This is a genomic window from Caballeronia concitans (assembly GCF_001544615.1).
In the GTDB taxonomy this organism is placed as follows: domain Bacteria; phylum Pseudomonadota; class Gammaproteobacteria; order Burkholderiales; family Burkholderiaceae; genus Caballeronia; species Caballeronia concitans.
In genome coordinates this window covers 114,443-139,719 of record NZ_FCNV02000006.1, presented here as the reverse complement: position 1 = coordinate 139,719, position 25,277 = coordinate 114,443, and the positions used below count along the sequence as shown (strand labels likewise).

Genomic DNA, 25,277 nt, shown 5'->3' with positions numbered 1-25,277 from the left:
CTTCACGTGGCGCCGCGCGCGCCTGACATCGGGATGAGCGAAAACAATACGTCCAACGACTCAGGCAACACCGCAGATAACCCAAACAGCCCGATCAGCCGCAGCGCCGAAGCCCGGCGAGGCGGCGCGGATGCTTCCGGCGCCGGCGGCTCGCGCGAAGGCGCGTCGTCGGCCACGGCGAGCGCGACGCAGCGCGCTTCGACGGATTCGCCCGCGAGCGCATCGGCTGTAGAGCCTGTCGATACCCCCTCCGCGCGCCGCGAGGAAGCGCAGCAGTCGGCACGTGACGCCCGCGCCAACGCCGCCAGCGCGACGGCCGCCCAGGAGGCCGCCGTGCGCGCGAAGCAGCCGGCGCGTGTCGATCCCGTCGACGCAAAAGCCAGCCTCGCGCAAAACCTCGAAACCGCGACCGAAGCGGAAGCATCGGCTGCCGCGGATGTCGAAAGCCCGGTGAAGGCACAGGTTCTGCCGTCCGAATTCGGCGCCGCGCCGGACTTCAGCAAGCTCAATCCGCCGCAGCAAACCACGGACGCCACCGCGCCGCCCGCTTATCTCAAGCAGACGGATTCGGCGTGGTCGGTGTTCGGGCGCATCATCGCGGCGCGCGCGCGGCAGATTTTTGACCGGGCAGGGCAGCGCATCACGCAAAGGACGCTGCGCATCGGCGTGTCGGCGCGCATCTTCCATCCGGAACCAGGCGCGCGCGGATTGCGCGGCAAGACGCTGCAGTATCTGGAAGAATCGATCGCGCACTGGGTCATGTCGCGCGATGTGCTCGTCTTCATGATTCCGACGGTCGGTCATCAAGGGATGTTGCATCCGAGCAATATCCGGCTGCGCGACTACGCGAAGCATCTCGATGGCCTTCTGCTGCAGGGCGGCGCGGACGTTTCGCCGCAGTCGTACGAAGAAGCGACGACGCGGCCCGAATGGCCCGGCGATCGCGTGCGCGACATGTACGAGCTGGAGCTGCTGCACGAGTTCGTCGAGTCGGGCAAGCCGGTGCTCGGCGTGTGCCGCGGCTGCCAGCTCATCAACGTGGCGTTCGGCGGCACGCTCTACGGCGATATCGCCACCGATGTGCCGACCGCCGGCATCCACGTCAACGAGCACTACGACCAGCATCGGCATTCGATCCGCTTTCCGGACGGCTCGTCGCTCGTCAACATGTTCCCGCATCAGCGCGAGGCGATCGTCAATTCGATCCACCATCAGGCCGTGAAGACGCTCGGACGCGATCTGAACATCGAGGCGGTGTCGTCGGCGGACGGGATCATCGAGGCGGTGCGGTATCGCAAGGCGCCGTTCGTGGTCGGCGTGCAGTGGCACCCGGAGTTTCATCGCGCGGGCGGCAACGAACTGCTCGATTGCACGCCGCTGCTCGATACGTTCCTGCGCGTCGCGCGCGAGACGCGGTTCTAGGCGCTCGCCCGGTTTCATGCCTCTGAAACGCAGAAGGCCCGCTTTCGAGCGGGCCTTCTGCGTTTGTGCTTTTTGCGGCTTGCGTGACGGTCAGCGCGATGGCGTCGACATCACCGGCGTGAGTCCGGCTTCCGTTGCGCGCTGAAGCTGATCGACCTGCATCTGTAACGCGCGCAGCTTGCGCTCCGCTTCGAGCTTGTCGCCCTGCAGCGCGACCGATTCCGCCTGCAGCTTCTGCTGCCGTTCCGACACCTGACTGTCCTGCTGCTGCGCGAGCGCGAGGTCCGCGGACAGGCGGCTCGCCCGGTTCGACGATACCGCGATCACGCGTTCGAGCAGCGCCGTCTGCGCCTGAAGTTGCGTGCGGCGGATTTCGCCGTCCGCGAGTTCGTAGGTCTTGCGGGCGAATTGCGAGTAGACCGATTCGGCGCGCCCCTGGTCCTGCGTCTTGACGACGCGCCACAAGCGCGTTTCCTGCTGAAGCGCGACGTAGTAGAGCATTTCCTGTGGCAGGAAATAGAGCTTCGCGCCGTAGCTGGCGTTGCGCGTCGACCGCAGCTCGGTCACGCTTCCCGCCTGGATCATGTCCTGCAACTCGGCGAGATTGCCGGCGACGGACGAGGCGGCATCGGCCTGGACGTTCGACAAGTCGTCCGGCGACGGCGCCTGCGATGCAGCCGGCGCTCCTTTCGCGGCGGGCGCGGCGAACGCGTTCGCGAACCCCGCGAGAAGCGACACAGCGACGGCGAACGTGGCGAAACGGATAAGACGTGAGTGCTTCATGTTGGCGTCATGCCGAAAAGGTTGAACGGGCGGCGTGGGTGGCCAAGATTCTAGTTCACGGTGGCATCGTCCGCGTGCCGCCTGGAGTTGTTGTCGAGCGCCGGGTTGTGCTGAAGGATCGCGTAGAGCGCCTCGACGTTCATCGAACCGGACGGCTGCCGGCGCGGCAGCGCGCGCTCCTGTGCGACTTGCTCGCGATAACCGCGATAACCGCGATAAGCAGCGTGATGGCTGCGGCGTGCGGGCTCGGCCGTCCAGGCCGGGGTATCGGCCACGATGTAGTCTTTTTCCACGGTGCTCCGGTGTGCGCCCCGAGCGGCGATTGCATGCGATCCGCGCTTCTCGGGCAGCTTCGATGCCGCGATGCGCGTCTGGCTGCGTGCCGGCGCATGAACCGCCGGTGACGCGGCTTGCGCCTGACGTTCGATGCTCGCACCTCGCGTGCGAAGCTCGCGCGGCTTCGCGCTCGCGTGAACCGTGATTGGTGTGGGTTTGGTCAGCGTCGCGCGATGAATGGTCACGCTGCTGGCGCTGGCTTGCGGCTCGGTATTCCGCGCGACGACGGCCGCCGGCTGTGCGGTCGCTACGTTTGCGGTGCTTCTGGCTTGTCCGGTATTCATAGCGCCGCCTGCTTCGACCTGCGATGCCGCCACGGGCTTCGCATCGGCATTTGCATTGGCATTCGTTGCCGCGACGACGGTGGCGGGTTCCTCGTTCGCCGGATGCTGCTCGTGGCTGAACAGGAGCCATGCAATGAGCGCGGCGCACGCGAGCGCGATGGCGCCCTTCACCGGCTTGTGCAGGAAACCGTAGCGGCCTTGCGCGGCGGCCGTCGCCGCCGAAGCCGCAGCCGGCGCCTTGACGCCGAGCTGAATCGGGACGGGTCCCAGGCGCGGTTCCTTTCGTTCGTCATCGTGCGCAGCCGGTTTCGCGGATACCGCTTCGGTCTGAGTCGGCTGGATCGGCTTCCGGTGCGACCGGCCTTCGGAGAACATGCCCCAGATGTTCGCCGCGCGATACGGCGATTCGCCGTCACGCACACTGAGCGGTTCGACGTAAGCGGTTTCGAAGCGCGCTGCCGTGATCGGGACTTCGGAGTGCGAGCGAACGGGGCGAGTGCGCGCGGGCGACCATTCCCGACCGAACGTCAGCGACGGATTGGCGAGTGCGCGAAGCGGCGGCAGGCGCAGGTTGCCTTCGATGGCGATCAGGGGTTCGGTCATGAAGATTCCAGAAGCATGGGTCGGGCGCGAGACCTGCGCCGCGCCTCGAACCGCGTTGCGAGGCGTGGCGGCGCGCCGAGGCCTCGCGCGGCGAAACCAAAGTTGACCCGCGATGATACGGAACGCCTGAGCACCCTGCGACCAGATTTCTCCGAAACACAGAATTTTATAGGATGACTGATTGACGAAATCCGACTGCTGTGGTGCGCATGGCTGCGCCTTATTTCCGTCGCGGCATTCGCGCTCGCACGGGCGTTTCGATCGCATTAATGTCGTAAGCAAAAAGACAATTTGAAGTAAGTTAAATTTAATGAAAAATGACCGGATTTAGCCGAAGTTCCGTGCAACGGAGCGCGCCGAAGCGGTAAGATTCCGCATACCCACACTTACAACGAAATGTAAAGGGTTAACCCTAATAAAACGGCGTCGGCGCGGCTTTTTGTCCCGTACCGCGCCAGCGCTTCAGCTAGCTCCGAGAAAGTCCCATGTCAACGACCCACGTAGCACCCGCCAACGAATCCAAGGCCAAGACGGTATTTCGCGTCGTCAGCGGAAACTTTCTTGAGATGTACGACTTCATGGTCTACGGCTATTACGCTTCGGCGATCGCCAAGACCTATTTCCCGAGCGGCAACGATTTCGCCTCGCTCATGCTCGCGCTGTCCGTGTTCGGCGCGGGCTTCCTGATGCGCCCGGTCGGTGCGATCGTGCTCGGCGCGTATATCGACCATCATGGCCGGCGCAAGGGCCTCATCCTCACGCTCGCGCTGATGGCGGTCGGCACCGCGCTCGTCGCGCTCGTGCCCGGCTACGCGACCATCGGTGCGCTCGCGCCGATCATCGTGCTGTCGGGGCGCCTGCTGCAGGGCTTCTCGGCGGGCGTGGAACTGGGCGGCGTCTCGGTGTATCTGTCCGAGATCGCGACCAAGGGCAACAAGGGCTTCTATTGCTCGTGGCAGTCCGGCAGCCAGCAGGTGGCGGTGGTGTTCGCCGCGCTCATCGGCGTATTGATGAACCGGCTCCTGCCCGCCGACCAGATGACCGCGTGGGGCTGGCGCGTGCCGTTCCTGATCGGCTGCCTGATCGTGCCGTTCCTCTTCATCGTGCGCCGTTCGCTGCGCGAAACCGACGAATTCCTCGCGAAAAAGCATCGTCCGAGCATGGGCGAGATCGCGCGCTCCATCGCGCAGAACTGGGGCGTCGTGCTCGCGGGCATGGGCATGGTCATCATGACCACCGTGTCGTTCTACATGATCACCGCCTACACGCCGACCTTCGGCAAGGAAGTGCTGAAGCTCAGCGCCATCGATGCGCTCGTGGTGACCGTGTGCGTCGGCCTTTCGAATCTGGTCTGGCTGCCGGTGATGGGCGCCGTGTCGGACCGCGTCGGCCGCCGTCCGGTGCTGCTGTTCTTCACGATCCTGACCATCCTCACGTCGTATCCGGCGGTGCAGTGGCTCGTCGCGGATCCGTCGTTCGGGCGTCTCCTGATGGTGGAACTGTGGCTCTCGTTCCTTTACGGCAGCTATAACGGCGCGATGGTCGTGGCGCTGACGGAAGTCATGCCGGCCGATGTCCGCACCACCGGCTTCTCGATGGCCTACAGCCTCGCGACGACCATCGGCGGCTTCACGCCCGCCATCTCGACGTTCCTGATCCACGAGACCGACAACAAGGCTGCGCCTGGCCTTTGGATGGGCCTCGCCGCCGTGTGCGGCCTGATCGCGACGCTCGTGCTGTACCGTTCGCCGGAAGCGCGGAATCAGTACAAGACCGCCTGATCGAGCAGCCGCATCGAACGAATGCGGATACGAAAAGCCCCTCGCGCCAGTCGGCGCGAGGGGCTTTTTAGTTGGATGCCGATCAGCCTCGCAACGCGGCGGCGACTTCGGCCACGACGCCGTCCCAGTCGCCCGGCGCGCGCTGCCGCACGAGCCGCGCGCTCGGATACCACGCGGTTCTGTCGCCAGCGATACCCCAGCGCCAGTCGGCCGCGAAGGGCAGCATTACCCACACCGGTTTGTTGAGCGCGCCCGCCAGATGCGCGACGGAGGTATCGACCGAGACGACGGCATCGAGCCGATCGACGATCGCGCCCGTATCGGCGAAATTCTCGAGGCGTCCTTCCAGGCGATGAATGGATTGCGCGCGCGGCTGCGCGACGAGCGCCGCGCGTTCGTCGTCGGTGAGAAACGGCTGCAGCACGATCCAGTCGATGCCTTCAAGCGCGAAGAGCGGCGCGAGCGCGCTGAGCGGCGCGGAGCGCGTTTCGCCCGGCTGCAGCCGCCCCGACCACGCGATGCCGATCTTGCGCTTGTGCTGGCCGCCGAGCGAGCCGCGCCATTTGCGGCGATAGTCGGCCGGCACGACGATATACGGCGCGCGCGCGGGAATCGTTTCGATCGACGTCATGCCGAGCGCGAGCGGCAGGCTCAGGAGCGGACAAAAGGCGTCGGCGCGGGCCTGCGGTTCGTCGGTGCGGCTTTTCAGTTCGATGCGCGCCGCGTTCGCCGCCGGCGCTAGCAGCGGCACGAGCGCCGGCTGTACTTCGAGCACGAGCTTGCCGACGCGCTTCGCCGCGAACGCCGCGAAGCGGACGAACTGGAGCGTGTCGCCGAAACCTTGCTCCGCGCGCACACGCAGCGTGCGGCCCGGCAACGGCTCGCCCGTCCAGCGGGCAAGCGCCGGCGCGGATTCGCTGCCGGGCGTGCGCAGACGCCATTCGTAGGCGGGGAGGCCGCGCTCGTAATCGCCCGTCGCGAGCAGCGCGAGACCGCGGTTCAGATGCGCGGCGGGCATGTCCGGATCGAGGCGCAGGGCTTCGTCGAAAGCGCGGATGGCGGCGGCGTGCGCGGCGAGCGCCAGATGCGAATTGCCGAGACACAGCCACGCCACGCCGTATTTCGGATCGAGCCCGACCGCGCGTTCATACGACAGCACGGCTTCCTCGTGGCGATTGAGTTTGGCGAGCGCATGGCCGAGCCCGAAATGCCCCGGCGCGAAACGTGACTGCAGACTCACGACCTTGCGAAAGAGCGGCAGCGCTTCTTCGGCGTGCGCGCGTGCATCGAGCAGATTGCCGAGATTGAAGTGCGCGGCGACGTAGTTCGGCTCGGCGTCGATGGCGGCGCGGAAGTGCGAGATCGCGCCGGTCGCGTCGCCGAGCGCGTTCAGCGCCATGCCGAGATTGTTGTGCGCGCCCGCGTGACGCGGCTTGAGCGCGAGCGCGCGTCGAAAGGCGCGGGCGGCGTCATCGTGACGCGACAGCGCCGCGAGCGCGTTGCCGAAGTTGTTCCAGGCGGCGGCATCGTTGGGCTGGGCGCGCAGCGCTTTCTCGAAGGCATCGGCGGCGTCTTCGTGACGGCCGATCACCGTGTACGCATTGCCGAGGTTGTACTGCGCGAGCGCGAAGCCCGGCGCGAGCGTGAGCGCATTGCGAAAGCACGCGATGGCGTCGTCGATGCGGCCGAGCGCCTTCAGCGCGTTGCCGAGATTCAGTTGGAGGGCGGCGTCGGTGGGACGCAGATCGACCGCGCGGCCGACGAGTTCCGCCGCTTCCTCGTGCTGGCCCTGCTGATGACGCAGCACGCCGAGATAGTGCAGCGCTTCGACGTGGGCGGGTTCGGCGGCGAGCGCGGCTTGATAGTCGCGTTCCGCATCGGTCAGGCGGCCGTCACGATGGGCCGCGAAGCCGCGGGCGAATACGGTATCCATGACGGAGAAATGTTGCAAACCACGCATTTTCCCATACCAAGAGCGCGCGTTCCGAATCTATCGTTGACAGGTTGCCGCCGCGCTAATTAATATATGAACACTTATTCATATGTTGGTGATATCCAGTGGCGTCCTCTCTTCCCGATTCCGCGACATCCGATGACCGCGTGGTGCCGCTCGCGGACCTGTTCCGGTTGCTTGGCGACCCGACGCGGCTGCGCATCGTGCTGACGTGTGTCGAGGGGCGGCGCGCGGTCGGGGCGATCGCGGAATTGTTGGGGTTGTCGGGATCGCTCGTGAGCCACCATTTGCGGCTGTTGCGCGCGGCGCGGATCGTGCGAGCGGAGCGGCAGGGCAAGCAGGTCTTTTACGTTGCGGCCGACCGTCATATCAGCGCGATGCTGGGCGAGTTGCTGGAGCACGTCGCGGAGCCGCAGCCGGACGCCGCCGATATCGAATCAACCGACTGAACCGAGAATTTAAGCCGATGAGCACGCATTCGCATCACGATCATTCCCACGCGCACGATCACTCCGAGCATGACGACCACGCTCGTCGTGACGGGCACTCGCATGGTGGCCATGGTCACGGGCCGGGCGGGCATCACCATCATCATGCGCCGCAGGCGGGGCAGGGGCGCACGTTCGCGCTGGCGGTGGGGCTGAATGTGTTGATCGTGGTGGTGCAGGCCGTGTATGGCGTGCTGGCGCATTCGACCGCTTTGCTCGCGGATGCAGGCCACAATCTTTCCGACGTGCTGGGACTCTTGCTCGCGTGGGGCGCGGTGTGGCTTGGCGCGCGGCGGCCGGATGCGCGCTATACGTTCGGGCTGGGGAGTTCATCGATTCTCGCCTCGCTGGCGAATGCTGCGCTGTTGCTCTTTGCGTGCGGCGCGATCGTGCTCGAAGCGGTGCAGCGCTTGTTGAATCCGTCGCCGGTGGCGGGACTGGATGTGTTTATCGTCGCGTTGCTGGGTCTTTTCGTGAACGGCTTTTCGGCGTGGCTTTTCATGCGCGGCGGCAAGGAGGATCTGAACGTGCGCGGTGCGTTCCTGCACATGGCCGCGGATGCCGCGATTTCCGCTGCGGTGGCCGTCAGCGGGCTTGTGATTCTTTATACGGGGTGGAACTGGATCGATCCGGTGATGAGCATCGTCGTGGTCGCCGTCATTCTTTACGGCACGTGGGGCCTTGGCCGCGATGCGATGCGGCTGGCGATGGCGGCCGTGCCGCCGGGGATCGATACTGCGCGTATTCAGGGGTACTTATCGGCGCTGCCGGGCGTGCGCGGTGTACACGATCTTCATGTGTGGGCGCTTTCTACGACGGAGAATGCGTTGACCGTACATCTCGTCATGCCGCAAGGGCATCCCGGGGATTCGTTTCTGCAAAACGTCGTTGCCACGCTTCGGCGCGATTATGCGATGCACCATGCGACCGTACAGGTCGATTTCGGGGATGCTGCTTCGGAATGTGTACTCAATTTGCGCTGAGCGCGTGAGGGCTTTTTTTGCTGTGCGCTTTGTGGGTGCTTATGTTCGTGTCGGTCTATTAGCACGCCCCTCCCCGGGGCGGGGGTCACTTTCTTTGCTGCTGCAAAGAAAGTAACCAAAGAAAGCAGCTTTCTTGGCCCGAAGCACTGACTGTCTAGTCACTCCGTAGAACCACGTTGGCACTCAGCTTGACACAGCCCTGGAGCACCTTTCGCGCCCACGGAGCGCCACGTCCTCCGAGCCCCTCGGCTCGACAAAACCATCGGGCACTACCGCCCACGCAAAAGCAATCGACACACGGAGCCGCAAATCACGCGCGACGTGCAGATGCACTTGGTGACGGTGCTGATTCGGTTTCTCTTATGACTTGTAGTTTTGCGTGACGCGTTGCCTGCCGATGGTGTTAACGAGCCCGGGGGCTCGCATGGGGTGGCGCCCAGTGGGCGCGGAAGGTGATTCAGGGCTGTGTCAAGCTGAGTGCCAATCTGGTTCTACGGAGTGGTCACGCAGTCAGTGCTTCGGGCCCGAAAAGCTGCTTTCTTTGGTTACTTTCTTTGCAGCAGCAAAGAAAGTGACCCCTGCCCCGGGGAGGGGCGAGTAAATAGACCGACACGACTAAACGTAAGCAGCAGTGGAAAACGCCGAGGTGCAACGGGCGTACACTACCCGGCAGGGTAAGCAAAAACGGGAGCAAACTCCGAGCATGTTCGCGCAAAAGCTGAACCCGAACGACAAACTCGACGTTGCGCCGGTCCTGATCGTCGGCGCCGGTCCCACGGGGCTCGCCGCCGCGATGAGCCTCACGCGCGCGCACATCCCCGTGCGCCTCATCGATAAAGCGCGCCAGCCATCGCCTTATTCCCGCGCCATCGGCATTCAGGCTCGCACGCTCGAACTTTTCGAACAGCATCGCATCGTCAAGCCCTTTCTCGAACTCGGACACCGCGCGCGCGTCGCCAATCTGTATTCCAACGGCCAGCGCCTCGCACGGCTCGACTTCGATCCGCTGCAAACCCGCTATCCCTATCTGCTCTTTCTGCCGCAATCGGAAACCGAACGCCTCATGGCCGAGCATCTGCGCGAGGCAGGCGTGCACGTCGAACGCGGCATCGAACTCGCCGACTTCACGCAAGGCTCAGCCGGCGTCCAAGCCACGCTGCGCCACCCGAACGGACGCGACGAAACGCTTCGCCCCTCGTACATGATCGCTGCCGACGGCGCTCACAGCTCCGTCCGGCACCGGCTCGATATCGGCTTCGACGGCAAGACCTTCGATCAAACGTTCCTGCTCGCCGACCTGCAAGCCGATTCCGACTGGCCCGACGACGAGTTCCATATCTTCGCGTCCGGCGAGGGGCTCGCCGCGCTCTTCCCGATGGGCGATGGCCGCGCGCGCCTCATCGCCGATCTGCCCGCCGCCGCCGTCGCGACCAAAGCTGACGAACGCAAGCCCGGCCCCACGCTCGACGAATGCCGCGCGCTCGTCGAACGGCGCGTGCATCATCGCGTGATGCTGTCGGACCTCACGTGGTCATCGACATTTCATGTGAACAGCCGCATGGTGGACCGCCTGCGCGTCGATCGCATCTTCCTCGCGGGCGATGCCGCGCACGTCCACAGCCCCGCCGGCGCGCAGGGCATGAACACCGGCATTCAGGAAGCGTTCAATCTCGGCTGGAAAATCGCGCGGATGCTCGCGGGCGGCGCGTCCGAACGGCTGATCGATACCTATCACGCCGAGCGGCATCCGATAGAACGCGACGTGCTGCGGCAGACGAGCATCCTCACGCAGATTGCCGAAGCCGAGCACGGTCCGATGAAGCTGCTGCGCGAACACGTGATGCCCGCGCTCGTCGCAATCGGCCCCATGCGCGACGCGATGCGGCGCACGGTGAGCGAACTGTCGATCAACTATCGCAAGAGCCCGCTCACGCTCGAACGTCTGCTCGACGGCGGCCCGCGCGCGGGCGAGCGTGCGCCCGATGCGCGCGTGCATGTCATCGACGGTCCGCTCGGCCGGCTGCCGGGCGTCGGCTGTCTCTACGACCTGCACGATCCCGGCTGCTTCTCGCTGTTCCTGCTCATGAATCCGGCGGGCGAGGACGACATCGCGCTCGCGCCCGCGACGATCACCGTGGCGCACGCCATGCGCGATCCCGATCTCGACGGCCTCGCGCAATCCATTGAAGCGATCCTGCCGAACGCGGTGCGCGTCTGGCGCATCACCGATACGAGCGGCGACGGCGCGCAATCGCTCACGGACAACTACGGCCGCACGCGTCCCGCGTTCTATCTCGTGCGGCCGGACGGCTATATCGCCGCGCGAGGACGCGCGCCGTCCGACGTGCACGCGCTGCTGCGCCACTGCGAAATATGGTTCGGCCAGGAGCGGCCGAGCGCGCCGCAGCGCACCGTGAGCGAGTATCCGGAAGACTGAGGCGTTTGGAAAGTCGCTCAGGCCGCAACCGTCTTCGGCTGCAGATCGGCGCGATGCAGCGTGAGCGCTTCACGCACGATAGGCTCCATCGTCGCGCTCGCGGCTTCGTCATCGATCGCCGCGAGAATGGCGAGCCGCATGCGCGGCTCCCAGAAGCGACGGATGTGATCCGCCACGCTATCGACGGCTTCCGCGCGGTCCGGCATCGAATCGAAAAACTGGCCGATGCGGTTCGCCATCTCAATCAGGTTATCGACGTCCATGTGTCATTTCCCCGAAGTGGTCGCGACGTCGCGCATGTTGAGCAGTTCGAGCTGCTGCGTGTTGAAGCGCGAATAATCCTGCTGCCATTGCGACGGCTGTTCCACCGGCAAGACCTGCACCGCCGTGACCTTGTACTCGGGACAGTTCGTGGCCCAGTCGGAGGAATCCGTCGTGATGACGTTCGCGCCCGATTCGGGGAAGTGGAACGTCGTATAGACGACGCCCGGCTGCATGCGCTCGGTGATCTTCGCGCGCAGCACGGTTTGCCCCGCGCGCGATTCGATGCCGACCCAGTCGCCCGCCTTGATGCCGCGATCTTCCGCATCGACAGGATGAATCTCCAGCCGGTCTTCGTCGTGCCAGCGCGAATTCTCCGTGCGCCGCGTCTGCGCGCCGACGTTGTATTGCGAAAGGATGCGCCCCGTCGTCAGCAGCAGCGGATACTTGCGCGTGACCTTCTCCGGCGTCGCGATGAACTTCGTGATGACGAAGCGGCCCTTGCCGCGCACGAATTCGTCGATGTGCATCGTCGGCGTGCCGTCGGGCGCCTTCTCGTTGCACGGCCACTGAATGCTGCCGAGTTCGTCGAGCTTCTCGTACGAAACGCCGTGGAACGTCGGCGTGAGGCGCGCGATCTCGTCCATGATCTCGGACGGATTCGCGTAGTTCATCTCGTAGCCGAGCGCGCGGGCGAGCTTGATCGTCACTTCCCAGTCGGAGAGGCCGGGCAGCGGCGGCATCACCTTGCGCACGCGCGAAATGCGGCGCTCCGCATTGGTGAACGTGCCGTCCTTTTCGAGGAAGGTCGAGCCGGGCAACAGCACGTGCGCGTACTTCGCGGTTTCGTTGAGGAAGATGTCCTGCACGACGATGCATTCCATCGACGACAGCGCCGCGCCCACATGCTGCGTATTCGGGTCCGACTGAACGATGTCCTCGCCCTGGCAATACAGGCCCATGAACGTGCCGTGGAGCGCGGCATCGAACATGTTCGGAATGCGCAGGCCCGGCTCCGGCTGCAGCTTCACGTCCCACGCTTCTTCGAAGAGCGCGCGCGTGGCGCCGTCGCCGATATGGCGATAGCCCGGCAGCTCGTGCGGGAACGAGCCCATGTCGCACGAGCCCTGCACGTTGTTCTGGCCGCGCAGCGGATTCACGCCGACGCCTTCGCGCCCGACGTTCGCCGTCGCCATCGCGAGGTTCGCGATGCCCATGACCATCGTGGAGCCTTGCGCGTGTTCGGTGACGCCGAGGCCGTAGTAGATCGCGGCGTTGCCGCCCGTCGCGTAGATGCGCGCGGCTTCGCGCACCTTCTGCGCGGGCACGCCGGTGATCGCTTCCATCGCTTCAGGCGAGTTTTCTTCCTGCGAGACGAAGTCGCGCCATTGCTGGAATGCGCGCGGCTCGCATCGCTCGGCGACGAATGCCTCGTCGACGAGGCCCTCGGTGACGATCACATGCGCGAGCGCATTGACCATCGCGACGTTCGTGCCCGGGCGCAGCGCCAGATGATGCGATGCCTTCACGTGCGGCGTATCGACGATATCGATACGCCGCGGATCGATCACGATCAGCGTCGCGCCCTCACGCACGCGGCGCTTCAGGCGCGATGCGAAGACCGGATGGCCGTCGGTCGGATTCGCGCCGATCACGACGATCACGTCCGCCTTCTCGACCGATGCGAACGTCTGCGTGCCCGCCGATTCGCCGAGCGTGGTCTTGAGACCGTAGCCGGTCGGCGAATGACAGACGCGCGCGCACGTGTCCACGTTGTTGTTGCCGAACGCGGCGCGCACGAGCTTCTGCACGAGATACGTTTCCTCGTTCGTGCAGCGCGACGACGTGATGCCGCCGATCGAATCGCGCCCGTACTTGTCCTGAATGCGGCGGAATTCGCTCGCCGCGTAGTTGATCGCTTCGTCCCACGACACTTCGCGCCACGGATCGGTGATCTTCGCGCGGATCATCGGCTTCGTGATGCGATCCTTGTGCGTCGCATAACCCCACGCGAAGCGGCCCTTCACGCACGCGTGGCCTTCGTTGGCCTGGCCGTTCTTGTTCGGCACCATGCGCACGACGGTGCTGCCCTTCATCTCCGCCTTCAGCGAGCAGCCGACGCCGCAATATGCGCACGTCGTCACGACGGAATGCTCCGGCTGGCCGAGCATGATGACGCTCTTTTCCTGCAGCGTCGCGGTCGGGCACGCGGCGACGCACGCACCGCACGACACGCATTCGGACTCCATGAACGGCACGTTTTCGCTGGCCGCCACGCGCGATTCGAAGCCGCGTCCGGCGATGGTCAACGCGAACGTGCCTTGCGTTTCCTCGCATGCGCGCACGCATCGGTTGCACACGATGCACTTGGACGGATCGTAGGTGAAGTACGGATTCGATTCGTCCTTCTTGTCCTTCAGATGGTTCGCGCCTTCGTAGCCATAACGCACTTCGCGCAAGCCGACGACGCCCGCCATGTCCTGCAGTTCGCAGTCGCCGTTGGCGGGGCAGGTGAGGCAGTCGAGCGGGTGATCGGAGATGTAAAGCTCCATCACGTTGCGTCGAAGCGATTGCAGCTTGTCGCTTTGCGTGCGCACTTTCATGCCGGCCTCGACGGGCGTGGTGCACGACGCCGGATAGCCGCGCTTGCCTTCGATCTCGACGAGGCACAGACGGCACGAGCCCCACGGTTCGAGCGAATCGGTGGCGCAGAGCTTCGGCACGTTGACGCCGGCTTCGATCGCCGCGCGCATCACGGACGTGCCCGCGGGCACCGTGACCGCCTGACCGTCGATTTCGAGCGTGACGTCGATGTCGGCGTGACGCAGCGGCGTGCCGTAGTCGGTATCGTCGAAGGGATCGCGGCGCTGCACGGATGCCGCGCTCTTGCACGCGCAATTGCCGGAGCCGCAGCCATTGGTGGTGTTGGACATGTCTGTGTCTCCGTTTTTTTATGCCGCTTTCTGCGCCGGCGTACGCGGCAGGCCGAAGTCTTCGGGGAAGTGGTCGAGCGCGGACAGCACCGGGAACGGCGTCATGCCGCCCATCGCGCAGAGGGAACCGGCAACCATCGTGTCGCACAGTTCGCGCAGGAGCGTGATCTGCTTCACCGACGTATCGCCGTCGCGAATCTTCGCGATGACTTCCTCGCCGCGCGTCGATCCGATGCGGCACGGCGTGCACTTGCCGCACGATTCGATCGCGCAGAAGTGCATCGCGTATTGCGCGAGTTCGGCGAGATTCGATGTGTCGTCGTGGATCACGAGACCGCCGTGGCCGACCACCGCGCCGACCTTCGCATAGGCTTCGTAATCGAGCGGAATGTCCCACTGGCTTTCGGGCAGGTACGTGCCGAGCGGTCCGCCCACTTGCACCGCGCGCGCCGGACGTCCGCTCGCCGTGCCGCCGCCGTACTCGTGGATGAGTTCGCGCAACGTCACGCCGAACGCCAGTTCGACAAGTCCGCCTTGCTTCACGTTGCCCGCGAGCTGGAAGGGCAGCGTGCCGCGCGAACGGCCCATGCCGTAATCGCGATAGAAGGCCGCGCCCTTCGCGAAGATGATCGGCACGGTCGCGAGCGTGATCACGTTGTTGATGACGGTCGGCTTGCCGTACAGGCCGACGAGCGCCGGCACCGGCGGCTTCGCGCGCACGATGCCGCGCTTGCCTTCGAGCGATTCGAGCAGCGCCGTTTCCTCGCCGCACACATACGAGCCCGCGCCTTTCGCGACGAACAGATCGAACGCATGCGACGTGCCGAGCACGCTCGCGCCGAGCCATCCCGCGTCGCGCGCTTTGTCGATCGCGCGATTGAGCGTCGCGATGGAGTGCGGATACTCGCTTCGAACGTAGATGTAGCCCTTGGTCGCGCCCGTCGACACGCCCGCGATGATCATGCCTTCGATCAGCATGTACGGATCGCTTTCCATCACGAGGCGGTCGGAGAACGTGCCGGAATCGCCTTCGTCCGCATTGCAGACGATGTACTTCTGATCGCTCAGCGCCGCGCGCACGGTCTTCCACTTGATGCCCGCCGGAAACGCCGCGCCGCCGCGTCCGCGCAGGCCCGAATCGACGAGCGCCTCGCAGACGGCGTCGCCGTTCATGTCGAGCACGTTGCGCAAGCCCTGCAATCCGCCGAGCGCGGTGTAATCGTCGATCGAAAGCGGGTCCGTGATGCCGATGCGCGCGAACGTCAGACGCTGCTGGTTCTTGAGGTACGGAATCTCGTCTACGATGCCGACGTTCTTCGCGTGGTCCTTTCCTTCGTGGAAGCCCGCATCGAAGAGCGCGGCGATCTCGTCTTCGTCGACGTTCGAATAGCCGATGCGCCCTTGCGCCGTTTCCACTTCGACGAGCGGCTCCAGATAGAAGAGCCCGCGCGATCCGTTGCGCACGATCTGCACATCGACGCCGCGTCGTTGCGCTTCATCGGCGATCGCCTTCGCGATGCGGTCGGCGCCCAGCGCGAGCGCGGCGGAATCGCAGGGGACATAGATGCGCGTCATGCCGTCACCTCGCTTTTATCCTTGGCCGCGTCATACAGACGATCGAACTTCTGCGGCGTCACCTTCGCGTGAATCTCGCCGTTGATCGTCATCGAAGGCGAGAGCGCGCACTGGCCGAGGCAGTACACCGATTCGAGTTCGGTATCCTCGGCGTGGCCGCTATCGAAGCGGCAGCCCGTATGACCTTCGATGTGATCCTTCAGCGCTTCCGTCCCCATGCTGCGGCACGCTTCCGCGCGGCACAACTGCACGGTGATGCGCGCGGGCGGCGCCGAACGGAAGTGATGGTAATAGGTGATGGTGCCGTGGACTTCGGCGCGCGACAGCGTCAAAACCCGAGCGAGCGGCTGGACGACTTCGGGCGGCACGAAGCCGGTTTCGTCCTGGATGGCGTGCAGGATGGTCATCAGCGTCGCGCCTTGCACGGCATGGCGACGCACGAGTTCTTCTGCGGCGGCGGCGGAAAGCGGTTGTGTCATCGGGGCTCCTCCACGCTCGGCATATGTTTTATCGATGCATATTTCGATCATATAATCAGGGGCGCCGAGCCTGTGAAGGAACAATAGGCGTCGTGATATATCTTGGCAATAGGAAGGGGCAATGCATATGGTCGACATCGCATGTCGTGCCGAACTCATCTTGCGGGACGCCGATGGCCGGGAAACCAGTCTGAGCGCGGTTGTGCCGCTTTTGCAGCTCGTCGCGCAGACGGGCAGCATTGCGAATGCGGCGGCGGCTAGGGGTTTGTCCTATCGCCACGCGTGGGGCCTGTTGCGCGAGATCGAGGCGCGGCTGGGCGGCGCGCTCATCACGAAATCGCGGGGGCGCGGGTCGGTGCTGTCGGAGCTGGGGGAATCGGTGCTGCGCGCGCAGCGCATGTGCGGCGACCGGCTCGAAGCGCCTTTGCAGGCCGTGGCCAACGATGTCGCCGCCGAGCTGAACCGGCGGCTGGCGGGCGAAGTATCGGAGGTGCGGATACACGCATCGCACGGCTACGCGGTCGCGACGCTCGTGCGCGCGCTCGGCGAGCGGCGCGTGCCGGTGGACATCAAGTATCGCGAGAGCGCGGAGGCGGTGAGGGCGCTCGCGCGGAGCGAGTGCGAACTGGCCGGCTTCCATTTGCCGATCGGCGAATTCCGCTCGACGTGCGCCGAGATCTATCGTCCGTATCTCGATGCGAACAAGCATCAGCTGATCCGCCTCACGCGACGCACGCAGGGCCTCTTTCTCGCGAAGGGCAATCCGAAGGGCGTCGCCGGTTTGCGCGATCTGGCGCGCGACGACGTGCGCTTCGTGAACCGTCAGCCCGGCTCCGGCACGCGCATGCTGCTGGATCTGGCGCTGCGCGGCGTCGGCGTGGATCCGGACCAGATCAACGGTTATGCGTCCACGGAACTCACGCATTCGGCGATCGCGGCGTTCGTCGCGAGTGGCATGGCCGATCTCGGCTTCGGCGTGCAGCCCGCGGCGCAGCACTTCGGGCTCGATTTCATTCCGATCATCGACGAGGATTATTTCTTCGCGTGCGAACGCGCGCGGCTCGACGAAGCGCGGCTTTCGACCGTGCTCGGCGTGCTGCGCAGCGAGGCGTTCAATCGCAGCGTCGCGCATCTGGAAGGCTACGATCCCGAGCGATGCGGCACGCTGCTCGATATCGACGAGGGCTTGCGCGGGTGAATGCGAACGAGCGTCGAAACGAATCGTAAGAGGAAGACGGGCGGCGAATGCGGCTCGCCGGCGCGAATTGGGTTAACCTAACGCCTTGCTGCCAAGTTCCACTCTGTTCTGACGCGCGTTGCCGCGCGATACCGCCATGAAATTCTCGTTGCTCGCTTCCTTGTCGGCGTCGCTCGTCGCCGGCGCCATCTATCTCGCGCCCGTCGCCTTCGCGCAGAATTCGCCGGGCATGCCTGGCGGCGTCCTGCAGGACCAGTTTCGCATCAACGAGCATCCGCAGATGCCGTTCGCGGCGTCCGCGCCGTCCGACAAGTATCAGCGTGGCACGTCCGCCATGCGCCGCCGCGCCGACAACGGCGACCCCAACGGCTGCAATCTGAAGTGCCCGAAAGACGGCACCAACTAAAGCCTGAACGAATCGCGGCGCGTGCAATGCGCGCCGTCGTCGGCTTCTGCTTTTCTCTTCCCCGCCCGTTCCCTTTGTAGCCGTTCGCACGCAGCGTGTGCGCGCTGCCGCATTGCGCGCGCATTGAACGCAGCGCGGACCGAAAAGCACTATGAGATGGCGGATGTCCGGTGCGCCGTCGGCAGTACCTTAAACCGGGCGTGTCATCGCGAGTCTTGCGGTGCGCACGGCCGTTGTTCTCCCATTCGAAAATCAGAAAAACACGAGTGCGCTGGCTTGCCTGAAAAGACGCGGATACCGCGCGCGGGCGATGCACGGAACCGCGATGCCCGGGGAATGGTGCGCGGTGCCGAGCGCACTTCGGACCATCCGAGGGACTGCACACATGCGTATTCTCCAGGTCATACTGGCGCCTCGCCTATCGGGGGCGGAAGTACTTGCGAAGGGTGTCGCGATCGGACACCAGCGCGCTGGTCACGACGTTTCCATCGCCTCGCTGATGCCGCAACACGACGACTTCGCCCACATCAGCGCCGAGCTGCGCGCGCACGGCGTGTCGTGTCTCTTTCCGGAAAAGACGCCGAGCAAGCTCGGCCGCCTGCTGTTCCTTCATCGGGCCATCCGCACGTTCCGGCCCGACATCATCTTCGCGCACGCGACGATTCCCGCGCTCTACGTGCGCGCCTTGCCGACGCGCGTGCCCATTGTCTGGGTCATGCATTCCGGCGCGAACGACTTCGCGAACGCCGCGCTCATGCGCGCCGAGCGGCTCTTGTCGAATCGCGCGAAGGCGGTGATCGGCGTGTCGCAGAAGAATATCGACGAATACGTGAAGGAGATCGGGCTTCATCCGTCGATGATCGTCGTGCCGAACGGCGTCGACGTCTCGCGCTTCGCCGACGATGCCGGACCGCGTGTGGCCGTCGCGTACAAGCAGATCGTGCAGGTGGGCCGCTACATTCCCGAGAAGAACCAGCTGCAGACGGTCGAAGCGTTCGCGCACGTCGCGCGCGCCGATCCCGATGCGCGGCTCTTGCTGTGCGGCGTGATCGAGAATCTGGCGTATCACGCGGCGGTGGTCGAGCGCGTCGCGCAACTGGGGCTGAACGATCGCGTGACCATCGAGGGGCCGCACAAGAACGTCGCGCAGATTCTGCGTGCATCGGCCGTCTTCGCGATGCCGTCCAGCTTCGAGGCGCACAGCATCGGCTTTCTGGAGGCGCTGGCGTCGGGGATTCCAGTGGTTGGGAACGCGATCGCGTCGTTTGCATTCGCGGGCGGCTTTTCCGGCGTGCAACTGCTCGATACGAACGATATCGACGTCTACGGCCGCGCGCTCCTTCATGCGCTGACGCAGCCGCGCGCCACGCGTCCGCTGCACGGGCTGACCTTGCAGAGCACGGCGGACCGTTATCTCGCGATCGCGCGCGATGTGCTGAACGTGCGGGTGGGATTGAGCTGAGCGAGACCGCCGCCTTCATCGGGCGGCGCTTTGCGTTTTGCTTTTAGCGCTGCCAGTAAGCCAGCGTCTTGAGCCAGAGCGATTCCGAGAACAGTCCCGGCAACTCGCCCCAGATCTGCACCGGCCCGAGCCGGAACGACGCGTCGATGTCGTAGCCCGACAGGCTTGGCGCGCCTCCCGTGTAATAGAACTCCTTGAGCAGGGCATTGGCGCGCTTGAACAGCATCAGCGTGGCGTGATTGTCGTGCTCGTCACGGCGGATGAGCGCGGGGAGCGAATCGGCGTAGGACGTGTCGCGCAACGTCGCCGCCTCATGCGCCGGGCGGAAGACTTTGCCGCCCTTGATCGTGAAGACGCGCGTGCTCGCGGAATCGCCGCGCGGTTCGAGCACCGCGAGATCGTCGATGCCGTCGCCGTCGATATCGCCCGCCGCGACTTTCACCGAAGCCGCGCGCAACTGCGGATACACGTTGGTGCGATAGCTCGCGGCGAACGCGCTTCCCGTGCTCGCGAGTTGCGAGAGCGCGAGCGCGCCGTTCAGGTTTTCCATCGCGATGAGCCCCGCGCGCGGCGAGCCCGCGACGCGCGCCGGCAGGAAGCGCGCGCCCGCGTCGAGCGTGGAGGCTTCGAGCCACAGGGCGGGCGCGTGGCCGACGAGTCCTGCCGAAGCCAGCATCCAGAGATCGAGGCCCGCGTCCTTGCGCTTTTGCGCGATGACGACATCGGCGCGGCCGTCGCCGTTGAAATCGCCCGCGACGTATTGCTGCGCAGTGTCCGGCGTCCACGCGTCGCTCGTTTGCAGCCACAGGCGCGGCGCTTCGAAATGCGTGCCCGCGCTTCGCAACAGCCAGAACGCGGTGCCGCCGTTGCGCGGCGTGACGACCATCAGATCGGCGCGGCCGTCGCCGTCGAAATCGGCGAGCAGAAAGCGCGCGCTGTCGAAGCAGAGCGTATCGGCCTGGCACGTGGGCGCGGTCGCTTGCGGATCGAACGGGACCGCGTTCAGATACCACGGGTCCGCCTGATCCATGCGCGACATCTCCGCCACCCATACGTTGAAGCCTGGGCCGTCCTTTCGACGCTGGACATACACCGTGCTGTCGCGGCCCGCGCCGCGCACGTCGCCATAGAGCGCGCCTTCCTGACGCGTGTCGGTCCACACCGTTTCCGGCGATGGCGACCATCGGTATTCGGCCGTCAGAAGCGAGCATCGGCCGGCGGTGAGCGCGCCGTTCTTCTCGCCGAGGCAATGGTTGAGCGGCGTGTAAACGAAGCCGAAGTCCCACGGCGTCCATCGTTGCGATGCGCTCGTCAAGTCGCACGCTGTTTCGACGAGTCCGGAATCGCGCTCCGCGATGCACGCGTGCGTCGATGCGTTCACGAGCAGCGCGTCGTTCTTTTCGCCCGGCGTCGCGGGCAATTGCTTCCAGAACCAGTTCTGCGATGCATCGCCCGAACACGCGTCGAGGCGCGGTGCGCTGCCTGTGCCGCCGGACGCGAGGCATCGGCTGGAGTATTCGTTGACGAGCTGGAACGGGCGCAACTGGAAGTCGGGGCCGGCGTCGTTCGTGTGGCCGGCGCGCCAGTAGCGGCGTGCGACCCAGTTGCCGTCCCACATGTATTCGCCGAAGACGTGGCCGGCGTCGTTGCCATCGACGGCGAAATAGCTGCCGACGACATCGCGCTTGCGAAGCGTTTCGGCGGTGTCGAGGTTCTTCGGCAAGCCGCCGGTGGGGTAGGTCACGTGATAGCCGATCGGCAGATTGCGCGGGAGGCCTTGCGCCGCCACGCGCGTGATGCGCGCCGCGTAGATGTGATCCGGATGCTCGATGAACGCGACGGTGTCGGGATTGAGCGTGTAGATCTCGGTGGCGTCGGAGAGAATCGCGCGCAGCGTCGCAATGAGCGATGCGCGATCGTAGGTCGTCGGGGCGGTCCCGTCGGCGTTCATCGGGTAGCTCGTGAGCGTCTGGCCGCGGTCCCATAGCAGGCCGAGCGGAACCTTGCCGCCGCGCACGCCGCCGCCGGGCAGGCGCAATTCGAGCAGCTTCACGCGCGGTTGCTGCGACAGGACGAGCCGATGAACCGGCTTGCCGGCGAACGTGACCGTCGATTCCTGCCATCGGTCGGCCACGCCGGCCATGCGTGCATACGCGAGCTTCGTGCCGGTTTCGCGCAGCAGCACGTAGTCGAACTTCGCGCCGTTCGCGCCGCCGACGAGATGGACGGTGGTGATGCACCAGCCGGCGTCGAGCTTGTCGCTGATGCCGGGATTGACGAAGAGGAGGTCGTCGTCGAGATGCGCGACGACGGTCACGAGCGTGCCGGCGCGGCAATCCGCCGGCGCCGTCGACGCTGTCGCGGCGTGGGCCCGGATCGGAAGGAGCGCGGCGAGGCAGACGCACCAGGCCCACGCCAGCGAAAGCCACGTCGTTTTCGCCCAGGTGCCACGTCTGCTTCCGCGCATGCTTTCCTCGTCCGCGCGATCGCGCGAGTGAATTCGAACGATAAAGCAGAAGATTGCGCGTTTCGTCCGGCCGAGTCGGTGGCCAAGCGAACACGTATGAAGGATGCGAGGCCGAAGCTGCGGCTCGCCGGACGCTGGGCGAAAAAAAGCCTCGCCCGAAGGCGAGGCGCAAGTACTTGGAATGGTCCCTCGGACGCCGGTGGTGTCTTCCGGCGCGATCGAAGGACACTTGTAGGATAGGCAAAAACTGGACGCGCGAGCATCGGACATATCTGAGTAAGCAGCCTTTTGCCAAAACAAATTGCTGACTATCAACTATGTCGGCGAAACGACGGTGCGATCGAGAATCGATCGGTGAATCGCTGCTCGAAGGCACTATTCAGACCGCTCCGATTCGAAGAACGCGTCGCGGCCTTTATTCTTGACGACGTAGCTTACGTCGTCTCTGCCGTAGCTATGTCTCTCAAAGGATGTTTGCCCCGCCCCGTGCGGGGTTTTTTTTCGCCTGCGCGAGATGCACAGGGTTTCAAGGCCGAAAAGAAAAAACCCGCGACGCTTTCACGATCGCGGGTTTTTGAAAGGGGGTGGTGGAGGCGGCGGGAATCGAACCCGCGTCCAGAAGCGCTCTACGACCAGTTCTACATACTTAGTTCTGTCTTTTGATTTAACCGCAACGACGCGGACGAACACGCTGCGTTACGGCGATTCACTAAATTTTCGACCTTGGCGTCGTGACGCCACCGAGGCTTAACTGACGTATATGACCTCTCGCGGTATTGCTACCCTAGCCCGTCAGTGAACTAGTGAGAGGACGGCGGCCCTTAGGCTGCCAGTGCGAACGTATCGTCGTTTGCAGTTACGATTTTCCCATTGATTAACGAGGTGACGGGTCCTCGGTATGCCCTGACCGCTTCACAACCCCTGTCGAAACCAGGTCGCCCCCAAAGCGGAAATTTCATTATCCCACGAAAAGCCATATGAGGCGAACGGCCGCCTTTGCAAGACGCCGTCGCCCGGGCGTCAAGCGATGTCGCGCAAAAGTTGCTGCAACTCCTCCGGCGTATCGACGACATGATTCGCGTGCCAGCGACGCGGCGGGATATCGTCGCCGCAATAGCCGTAAGCGACCGCCACCGTCACCATGCCCGCAGCGAAGCCGGCCTGCACGTCGCGCAGATCGTCGCCCACGTAGACGATGCGTTCCGGCGCCACATCCAGCAGTTCCGCCGCATGCAGGAGCGGCGCGGGATGCGGCTTCGAATGGGGCGTGGTGTCGCCGCACACGAGGCACGCCGCGCGCGTGTCGAGGCCGAGCAGCGCGACGAGCGGCGCCGCGAGGCGCGTCACCTTGTTCGTGACGATGCCCCAGCGCACGCCGCGCGCATCGAGTTGATCGAGCAGCTCCGCGATGCCCGGAAACAGCGTCGTTTCGATGCACAAGTCCACTTCGTAGTTGGCGAGAAACTCCTCGCGCATCGACGGGAACTCGTGATGCTCCGGACCGATTTCGAACGCGCCGCCAAGCAGCCCGCGCGCGCCCGCCGACGCATACGGCCGCAGCATTTCGAGCGGACGCATCTCGAGCCCACGGTCGTGCCGCATCTTGTTGACCGCCGCGACGAGGTCGGGCGCGGTGTCGGCGACCGTGCCGTCGAGGTCGAAGAGCACCGCCTGGCAAAGCCCGAGCGAATCGCCATCGGCGGCGCGCTGGGGCAGGGGAGTGGGATCGTCGGGCAAAGGCTTCGTCTGGACGACGCCCGTTTCGTCCTGATCTTCTTGATTCATCGCGTCACGCTTCCCGGCGGCAGGCCATCATGTAGTTGATGCTCGTGTCGTTGGACAGGCCGAAGTGCCTGGAGATCGGCCGGTACGTGATGCCCTTGATGTCGACGGGCAAAAGCGACGCCGTGCGCGCGTACGTCGCGAGTTCGGACGGCTTGATGAAACGCGCGTAATCGTGCGTGCCGCGCGGCAGCATCCGCGCAATGTATTCTGCGCCGATGACGGCGAAGAGGTAGGCCTTCGCGTTGCGATTGAGCGTGGAGAAGAACACCCATCCGCCCGGCTTCACGAGCGCCGCGCACGCCGCGACGGTGCCCGCCGGATTCGGCACGTGCTCGAGCATTTCCATGCACGTCACGACGTCATACGATGCCGGCTCGCGCGCCGCCAGCGCTTCGGCCGAGATTTCTTCATACGCAACTTCCACGCCGCTCTCGAGACTGTGCAGATCGGCGACGCCGAGCGCATTCGACGACAGGTCGATGCCTTTTACCGTCGCGCCGCGCGTGGCCATCGACTCCGAGAGGATGCCGCCCCCGCAGCCGATGTCGAGGACGCGCTTGCCCATCAGATGCGCGTGCGCATCGATCCAGGCGAGCCGCACCGGGTTCAGTTCGTGCAGCGGTTTGAACTCGGCGTTCGGGTCCCACCAGCGATGCGCCAGCTCGCTGAATTTCTGCAGTTCGTGGGGATCGACATTGGTCATGAGAGAAAGCCCTTCTAAATCATGAATCAGTTAGACCGAGTATATAGGCGGTGATGAGGGCGGGCAAAAAGCGCAACAGGCGATGCCGCCAACATTCGGCAAGAAAGCGCGCGAATCCGCTCGACACGGCGAGCCGGGGCATAAAAAAACCCCCGCCGAGGCGGGGGTTCGATCTGCGGCAATCCGACAGCTTACTGCTGCGGCTGACGCGTCGTGCCGACAACTTCGACTTCCACGCGACGATCCGGTGCGAGGCAGGCGATGAGTTGCTTGCGATTCTTCTGGTTGCACGAACCCTTCGTGACCGGGTCGCGCTTGCCCTTGCCTTCCGTGTAGATACGGTTGGCTTCGATGCCCTTGCTGACCAGGTAAGCCTTCACAGCTTGCGCACGGCGCAGCGACAGACGATCGTTGTACTTGTCCGAACCGATGCGGTCGGTGTAGCCGGTTGCGACCACGACTTCCAGGTTCAGCGCGCCGATCTTCGATGCCAGATCGTCCAGCGCGGTCTTGCCGGCCGGCTTCAGAACAGCCTTGTCGAAGTCGAACAGAGCGTCAGCTTGGTACGTGACCTTCTGCGTCGTGATTTGCGGAGCGGCAGGCGGCGGCGGAGCGACTGCCGGAGCCGGTGCCTGAGCGACCAGTGCGCCGTCGCACTTTGCGTTAGCCGTTGCCGGCGTCCAGAACGCGTCGCGCCAGCACAGTTCGTTCGTGCCGTTCATCCACACATACTCGCCCGTACCGTTCACCCAGTTGTCATTCACGGCTTGTCGCGAGGCCGGCACCGACTGTGCCGAGGCCGATGCAGCCATAACTGCGGTAGCTGCAATGAACGCGAGCTTTGAAAGTTTATTCATATTTCTCCTCTCGAAATTGAGATTACCGCAGGTTTACTGCGAGCCTGTAGACGAAGACAAGTCATACATTGCTCGAAGTA

At 64.8% G+C, this 25,277-nt stretch carries 19 protein-coding genes and 1 other RNA gene; 8 read left to right on the top strand and 12 right to left on the bottom strand.

Features of this window, described 5'->3' with window-relative positions; translation table 11 throughout:
* Positions 1-33 precede the first annotated feature (33 nt).
* A complete protein-coding gene (locus AWB72_RS16275; RefSeq protein ID WP_040051258.1) occupies positions 34-1,422 on the top strand; it encodes a gamma-glutamyl-gamma-aminobutyrate hydrolase family protein in 1,389 nt (462 codons plus the stop codon).
* Between the two features lie 90 nt (positions 1,423-1,512).
* Here AWB72_RS16275 and AWB72_RS16270 read toward each other — a convergent pair whose 3' ends face one another.
* Both AWB72_RS16270 and AWB72_RS16265 read right to left on the bottom strand, forming a co-directional pair.
* On the bottom strand, positions 1,513-2,205 hold the full coding sequence (locus AWB72_RS16270; protein WP_087128282.1) for a DUF2968 domain-containing protein: 693 nt from the start codon (positions 2,203-2,205) through the stop codon (positions 1,513-1,515).
* A gap of 50 nt (positions 2,206-2,255) precedes the next feature.
* On the bottom strand, positions 2,256-3,428 hold the full coding sequence (locus tag AWB72_RS16265) for a hypothetical protein (RefSeq protein WP_087128280.1): 1,173 nt from the start codon (positions 3,426-3,428) through the stop codon (positions 2,256-2,258).
* A 485-nt stretch (positions 3,429-3,913) separates the two neighbouring features.
* On the opposite strand from AWB72_RS16265, the gene AWB72_RS16260 reads away from it, so the two are divergent.
* A complete protein-coding gene (locus AWB72_RS16260; protein WP_040051248.1) occupies positions 3,914-5,209 on the top strand; it encodes an MFS transporter in 1,296 nt (431 codons plus the stop codon).
* 82 nt (positions 5,210-5,291) lie between these two features.
* On the opposite strand, the gene AWB72_RS16255 is transcribed toward AWB72_RS16260, so the two are convergent.
* On the bottom strand, positions 5,292-7,142 hold the full coding sequence (locus tag AWB72_RS16255; protein ID WP_040051247.1) for a tetratricopeptide repeat protein: 1,851 nt from the start codon (positions 7,140-7,142) through the stop codon (positions 5,292-5,294).
* A gap of 125 nt (positions 7,143-7,267) precedes the next feature.
* On the opposite strand from AWB72_RS16255, the gene AWB72_RS16250 reads away from it, so the two are divergent.
* The 3 genes from AWB72_RS16250 (at position 7,268) to AWB72_RS16240 (ending at position 11,071) form a co-directional block, all read left to right on the top strand.
* Complete coding sequence (locus AWB72_RS16250) at positions 7,268-7,612, top strand: ArsR/SmtB family transcription factor (protein ID WP_040051246.1); 345 nt, start codon at positions 7,268-7,270, stop codon at positions 7,610-7,612.
* Between the two features lie 17 nt (positions 7,613-7,629).
* Positions 7,630-8,634, top strand: a complete 1,005-nt coding sequence (locus AWB72_RS16245) for a cation diffusion facilitator family transporter (RefSeq protein WP_040051245.1) — start codon at positions 7,630-7,632, stop codon at positions 8,632-8,634.
* Between the two features lie 703 nt (positions 8,635-9,337).
* Positions 9,338-11,071, top strand: coding sequence for an FAD-dependent monooxygenase (locus tag AWB72_RS16240; RefSeq protein WP_052449767.1), 1,734 nt, complete (start codon positions 9,338-9,340; stop codon positions 11,069-11,071).
* 17 nt (positions 11,072-11,088) lie between these two features.
* On the opposite strand, the gene AWB72_RS16235 is transcribed toward AWB72_RS16240, so the two are convergent.
* From AWB72_RS16235 to AWB72_RS16220, 4 genes are read right to left on the bottom strand one after another with little or no spacing between them, the layout of a single operon-like run.
* A complete protein-coding gene (locus AWB72_RS16235; RefSeq protein WP_040049501.1) occupies positions 11,089-11,334 on the bottom strand; it encodes a formate dehydrogenase subunit delta in 246 nt (81 codons plus the stop codon).
* Between the two features lie 3 nt (positions 11,335-11,337).
* Complete coding sequence (gene fdhF / locus AWB72_RS16230) at positions 11,338-14,265, bottom strand: formate dehydrogenase subunit alpha (RefSeq protein ID WP_087128278.1); 2,928 nt, start codon at positions 14,263-14,265, stop codon at positions 11,338-11,340.
* A gap of 18 nt (positions 14,266-14,283) precedes the next feature.
* Positions 14,284-15,840: a formate dehydrogenase beta subunit gene (locus AWB72_RS16225; protein WP_087128277.1), complete on the bottom strand. Its 1,557-nt coding sequence runs from the start codon at positions 15,838-15,840 to the stop codon at positions 14,284-14,286.
* Positions 15,837-16,319, bottom strand: a complete 483-nt coding sequence (locus AWB72_RS16220) for an NAD(P)H-dependent oxidoreductase subunit E (RefSeq protein ID WP_087128275.1) — start codon at positions 16,317-16,319, stop codon at positions 15,837-15,839. The genes AWB72_RS16225 and AWB72_RS16220 overlap by 4 nt, the downstream gene beginning before the upstream one ends.
* 127 nt (positions 16,320-16,446) lie before the next feature.
* Between AWB72_RS16220 and AWB72_RS16215 the strand changes: the two genes are divergently transcribed.
* The 3 genes from AWB72_RS16215 to AWB72_RS16205 all read left to right on the top strand — a co-directional run bounded on the left by AWB72_RS16215 (position 16,447) and on the right by AWB72_RS16205 (position 19,385).
* The gene (locus tag AWB72_RS16215) at positions 16,447-17,517 is read left to right on the top strand and encodes a substrate-binding domain-containing protein (RefSeq protein ID WP_040049505.1); all 1,071 of its coding nucleotides are present in this window, start codon (positions 16,447-16,449) and stop codon (positions 17,515-17,517) included.
* A 136-nt stretch (positions 17,518-17,653) separates the two neighbouring features.
* Complete coding sequence (locus AWB72_RS16210) at positions 17,654-17,923, top strand: hypothetical protein (RefSeq protein ID WP_040049554.1); 270 nt, start codon at positions 17,654-17,656, stop codon at positions 17,921-17,923.
* 385 nt (positions 17,924-18,308) lie between these two features.
* A complete protein-coding gene (locus tag AWB72_RS16205) occupies positions 18,309-19,385 on the top strand; it encodes a glycosyltransferase family 4 protein (protein ID WP_087128274.1) in 1,077 nt (358 codons plus the stop codon).
* Positions 19,386-19,428: 43 nt separating this feature from the next.
* On the opposite strand, the gene AWB72_RS16200 is transcribed toward AWB72_RS16205, so the two are convergent.
* The 5 genes from AWB72_RS16200 to ompA form a co-directional block, all read right to left on the bottom strand.
* Positions 19,429-21,852, bottom strand: coding sequence for an FG-GAP-like repeat-containing protein (locus AWB72_RS16200; RefSeq protein ID WP_087128272.1), 2,424 nt, complete (start codon positions 21,850-21,852; stop codon positions 19,429-19,431).
* Between the two features lie 585 nt (positions 21,853-22,437).
* Positions 22,438-22,795: a transfer-messenger RNA gene (gene ssrA, locus AWB72_RS16195) on the bottom strand.
* A 77-nt stretch (positions 22,796-22,872) separates the two neighbouring features.
* The gene (gph, locus tag AWB72_RS16190) at positions 22,873-23,637 is read right to left on the bottom strand and encodes a phosphoglycolate phosphatase (protein WP_087128271.1); all 765 of its coding nucleotides are present in this window, start codon (positions 23,635-23,637) and stop codon (positions 22,873-22,875) included.
* 4 nt (positions 23,638-23,641) lie between these two features.
* On the bottom strand, positions 23,642-24,340 hold the full coding sequence (ubiG, locus tag AWB72_RS16185; RefSeq protein WP_087128269.1) for a bifunctional 2-polyprenyl-6-hydroxyphenol methylase/3-demethylubiquinol 3-O-methyltransferase UbiG: 699 nt from the start codon (positions 24,338-24,340) through the stop codon (positions 23,642-23,644).
* 191 nt (positions 24,341-24,531) lie between these two features.
* Entirely contained in the window at positions 24,532-25,197 is a 666-nt protein-coding gene (gene ompA, locus AWB72_RS16180) for an outer membrane protein OmpA (RefSeq protein WP_040049508.1), read from the bottom strand.
* Between the last annotated feature and the right edge of the window lie 80 nt (positions 25,198-25,277).

What these genes read in the sequence shown, in the direction of transcription:
- AWB72_RS16275 (WP_040051258.1), top strand. Translation starts at nt 34, where the DNA reads ATGAGCGAAAACAATACGTCCAACGACTCAGGCAACACCGCAGATAAC.
- AWB72_RS16270 (WP_087128282.1), bottom strand. Translation starts at nt 2,205, where the DNA reads ATGAAGCACTCACGTCTTATCCGTTTCGCCACGTTCGCCGTCGCTGTG.
- AWB72_RS16265 (WP_087128280.1), bottom strand. Translation starts at nt 3,428, where the DNA reads ATGACCGAACCCCTGATCGCCATCGAAGGCAACCTGCGCCTGCCGCCG.
- AWB72_RS16260 (WP_040051248.1), top strand. Translation starts at nt 3,914, where the DNA reads ATGTCAACGACCCACGTAGCACCCGCCAACGAATCCAAGGCCAAGACG.
- AWB72_RS16255 (WP_040051247.1), bottom strand. Translation starts at nt 7,142, where the DNA reads ATGGATACCGTATTCGCCCGCGGCTTCGCGGCCCATCGTGACGGCCGC.
- AWB72_RS16245 (WP_040051245.1), top strand. Translation starts at nt 7,630, where the DNA reads ATGAGCACGCATTCGCATCACGATCATTCCCACGCGCACGATCACTCC.
- AWB72_RS16240 (WP_052449767.1), top strand. Translation starts at nt 9,338, where the DNA reads ATGTTCGCGCAAAAGCTGAACCCGAACGACAAACTCGACGTTGCGCCG.
- AWB72_RS16235 (WP_040049501.1), bottom strand. Translation starts at nt 11,334, where the DNA reads ATGGACGTCGATAACCTGATTGAGATGGCGAACCGCATCGGCCAGTTT.
- fdhF (WP_087128278.1), bottom strand. Translation starts at nt 14,265, where the DNA reads ATGTCCAACACCACCAATGGCTGCGGCTCCGGCAATTGCGCGTGCAAG.
- AWB72_RS16225 (WP_087128277.1), bottom strand. Translation starts at nt 15,840, where the DNA reads ATGACGCGCATCTATGTCCCCTGCGATTCCGCCGCGCTCGCGCTGGGC.
- AWB72_RS16220 (WP_087128275.1), bottom strand. Translation starts at nt 16,319, where the DNA reads ATGACACAACCGCTTTCCGCCGCCGCCGCAGAAGAACTCGTGCGTCGC.
- AWB72_RS16215 (WP_040049505.1), top strand. Translation starts at nt 16,447, where the DNA reads ATGGTCGACATCGCATGTCGTGCCGAACTCATCTTGCGGGACGCCGAT.
- AWB72_RS16210 (WP_040049554.1), top strand. Translation starts at nt 17,654, where the DNA reads ATGAAATTCTCGTTGCTCGCTTCCTTGTCGGCGTCGCTCGTCGCCGGC.
- AWB72_RS16205 (WP_087128274.1), top strand. Translation starts at nt 18,309, where the DNA reads ATGCGTATTCTCCAGGTCATACTGGCGCCTCGCCTATCGGGGGCGGAA.
- AWB72_RS16200 (WP_087128272.1), bottom strand. Translation starts at nt 21,852, where the DNA reads ATGCGCGGAAGCAGACGTGGCACCTGGGCGAAAACGACGTGGCTTTCG.
- gph (WP_087128271.1), bottom strand. Translation starts at nt 23,637, where the DNA reads ATGAATCAAGAAGATCAGGACGAAACGGGCGTCGTCCAGACGAAGCCT.
- ubiG (WP_087128269.1), bottom strand. Translation starts at nt 24,340, where the DNA reads ATGACCAATGTCGATCCCCACGAACTGCAGAAATTCAGCGAGCTGGCG.
- ompA (WP_040049508.1), bottom strand. Translation starts at nt 25,197, where the DNA reads ATGAATAAACTTTCAAAGCTCGCGTTCATTGCAGCTACCGCAGTTATG.